The sequence below is a fragment of the Bradyrhizobium sp. P5_C11_2 genome (assembly GCF_054049755.1).
Genome location: NZ_JBFULT010000865.1, coordinates 1 through 2,058, shown reverse-complemented (window position 1 = coordinate 2,058; position 2,058 = coordinate 1). Strand labels below are relative to the sequence as shown.

Genomic DNA, 2,058 nt, shown 5'->3' with positions numbered 1-2,058 from the left:
GGCTCGAACGGGTCAGCCGCAAGCAGCGCGACGCCGCCGACAAGATCCGCGACGAGACCGTTCAGCTCCAAGCACTCCAGGGCGCGACACCGCGCGACGAGGCCAGGGTCGAGGCGCTCAGCAACGATCTGGTCTGGAAGACCCGCATTTTCGAGGACCGCCACAAGGTGGTGCGATTCGTCTGCGAGGTTCCGACCGCGATCGACCAGCGCCTGTTTGCGCTCGGCCGCGTGATCCAGCAGGAAATGGAATAGCGTCAGCCTCGCTGACGGCTTGCCGAAGAGTTCCCGGCATCTCCCGGCAATCGTTAACCTTTGCTGCGCTATTTGCCGGAACCAAATCGATCTAGGATGGCTTGTCGATGTGAATCTCGAACGCCGGGAGGCCTCGATGGGAACAACCAAATTCATGCTCGCAGGCGCTGCGGCCATCACCATGCTCGCATCCAGCGCTTTTGCTGACGACATGACCGGAATGGTCACCAGGATCGACCGGCTCAACGGCACGATCTCAATCCAGCAGGCGCAGAAGGGAACGGTCGGCGGCAGCGCCGGCGGCGCCGGCGCGCTCCAGGAATACAGGACCAAGGACGCCGCGATGCTCGATGCCGTCCACGCCGGTGACAGGGTGACGTATTCGGCGACAGACACCAACGGCACGGGGACGCTGACGAAGTTGCAGAAGCAATAAAGCCGCGTCTTCACCTCTCCCCGCCTGCGGGGAGAGGCGTAGGCCGCCTTCGGCGGCCGCTTCTAAGAACGCCGAAGCAAAGCTTCGGCTATGTCGCTCTTGCGATCCGGGTGAGGGGGTACAGGTCTCACTACTTGATCAAGCGCCGAGAGAGGCCCCTCACCCCAACCCTCTCCCCGTAAGAACGGGGCGAGGGAGCGCACCTGCGTCCAGCGATACAGGTTGCTACTGCTCCGGCCGCGGCTCCGGCTGCGCTTCTTCAGTCGGCAATGCCGCGCGCTCCCAGCCGTCGGTGCCGTCGGGATACCAGGCGATGTTGGAGTAACCGTCAGCCAGCGCGCGCTTGGCGGCGTTCCAGGACATCCAGCAATCGGCCAGGCAATAGATCACGAGCAGTGCGGCCTTGTCGCCGCGCGACGCCCGCGCCAGGCCGCGGTGAAAATAATCGTCCATGGCGGGCGGGAGTGCGCCGTAACCGGTATCCGGCAGCCAGATGCTGCCGGGAATATTTTTGCGCGGCGCCTCGCGCCAGACGGTGCCTTCAGGTAGATTTTTGGGCTTCGGCGGGCGTGGCATCACGTCGATGAAGGCAGCGCCCTTTGCCCGCCAGATCGCTTCGGCTTCCACGGTCGTGAGCACGCGTGCGCGCGCCAGCGTTGCCGGCACCGGCGCGCGGTAATTGTCGGTGCGATACCCTTCGGGCTCGAACGGCTCCTGCTGCTGCGCCAATGCCGGCACCGCCAGAACGGCGGCGACCAGCGCCGCGGCAACGCGCCGCCTCATGGCGTCTTCTTGGCCGTCTCCGCGCCGAGCGGCCGGTCGCTCTCGTCCAGCAGCGGCACGCCGAAGTCGAGCAGGATCTTGTTGATCTCGCCCTGGTTCTCCTGGATCAGCTTGTTGAGCTGCCGCTTCCAGTTCTGGTCGGCGGGACGCACGCCCATGCCGATGCGATAGACGAGCTTCGGCCCGGTGGTTTCCTTCACCAGCGGGGTGACATGAAGCGAGCCGGCCTTCTTCGCATAGAACCCGGCCATCGGTCCCCACAGCACGCCGGCGTCGATCTTGCCGGCGGCGAGATCGTCGATCATCGCCTGCGCCGAATTGTCGAAGCGCGTATCGATCATCAAGGGATAGGGCTTTGCGTCGCCCATCAGGCCGGCAATCGCCATATTGGTCGCCGGCGGCGTGCCGGCGACGATGCCGACATGCTTGCCCTTGAGCCTGGTGTCCTCGAGCGTGTCGACATCCTCGAGCCCGCTGCCCGCTTTGGCGACCAGCGCATAAGTCGTCCGGTAGTAGGGATTGGTGCCTTGCACCAGATCGTCACCTTGCGGAAACCCCATGATCACGTCGCAACGATGTGCACCC

3 protein-coding genes and 1 pseudogene are annotated in these 2,058 nt (G+C 64.8%); 2 read left to right on the top strand and 2 right to left on the bottom strand.

The window, feature by feature from the left end; all coding sequences use genetic code 11:
* Both ACXJL8_RS39620 and ACXJL8_RS39615 read left to right on the top strand, forming a co-directional pair.
* A pseudogene (locus ACXJL8_RS39620) lies at positions 1–254 on the top strand (hypothetical protein); the annotation flags it as partial.
* A gap of 136 nt (positions 255–390) precedes the next feature.
* The gene (locus ACXJL8_RS39615) at positions 391–690 is read left to right on the top strand and encodes a copper-binding protein (RefSeq protein WP_456621023.1); all 300 of its coding nucleotides are present in this window, start codon (positions 391–393) and stop codon (positions 688–690) included.
* A 225-nt stretch (positions 691–915) separates the two neighbouring features.
* Here the strand turns inward: ACXJL8_RS39615 and ACXJL8_RS39610 are convergent, their stop codons facing one another.
* Both ACXJL8_RS39610 and ACXJL8_RS39605 read right to left on the bottom strand, forming a co-directional pair.
* Positions 916–1,473, bottom strand: coding sequence for a PQQ-dependent catabolism-associated CXXCW motif protein (locus tag ACXJL8_RS39610; protein ID WP_456686877.1), 558 nt, complete (start codon positions 1,471–1,473; stop codon positions 916–918).
* A partial coding sequence (locus ACXJL8_RS39605) for a quinoprotein dehydrogenase-associated putative ABC transporter substrate-binding protein (protein WP_456686876.1) occupies positions 1,470–2,058 on the bottom strand: 589 nt, incomplete at its 5' end. The genes ACXJL8_RS39610 and ACXJL8_RS39605, both read right to left, overlap by 4 nt.

Bases quoted from the DNA above. Each gene is read 5' to 3' on its own strand.
- ACXJL8_RS39610 (WP_456686877.1), bottom strand. From the start codon at position 1,473: ATGAGGCGGCGCGTTGCCGCGGCGCTGGTCGCCGCCGTTCTGGCGGTG.
- ACXJL8_RS39615 (WP_456621023.1), top strand. From the start codon at position 391: ATGGGAACAACCAAATTCATGCTCGCAGGCGCTGCGGCCATCACCATG.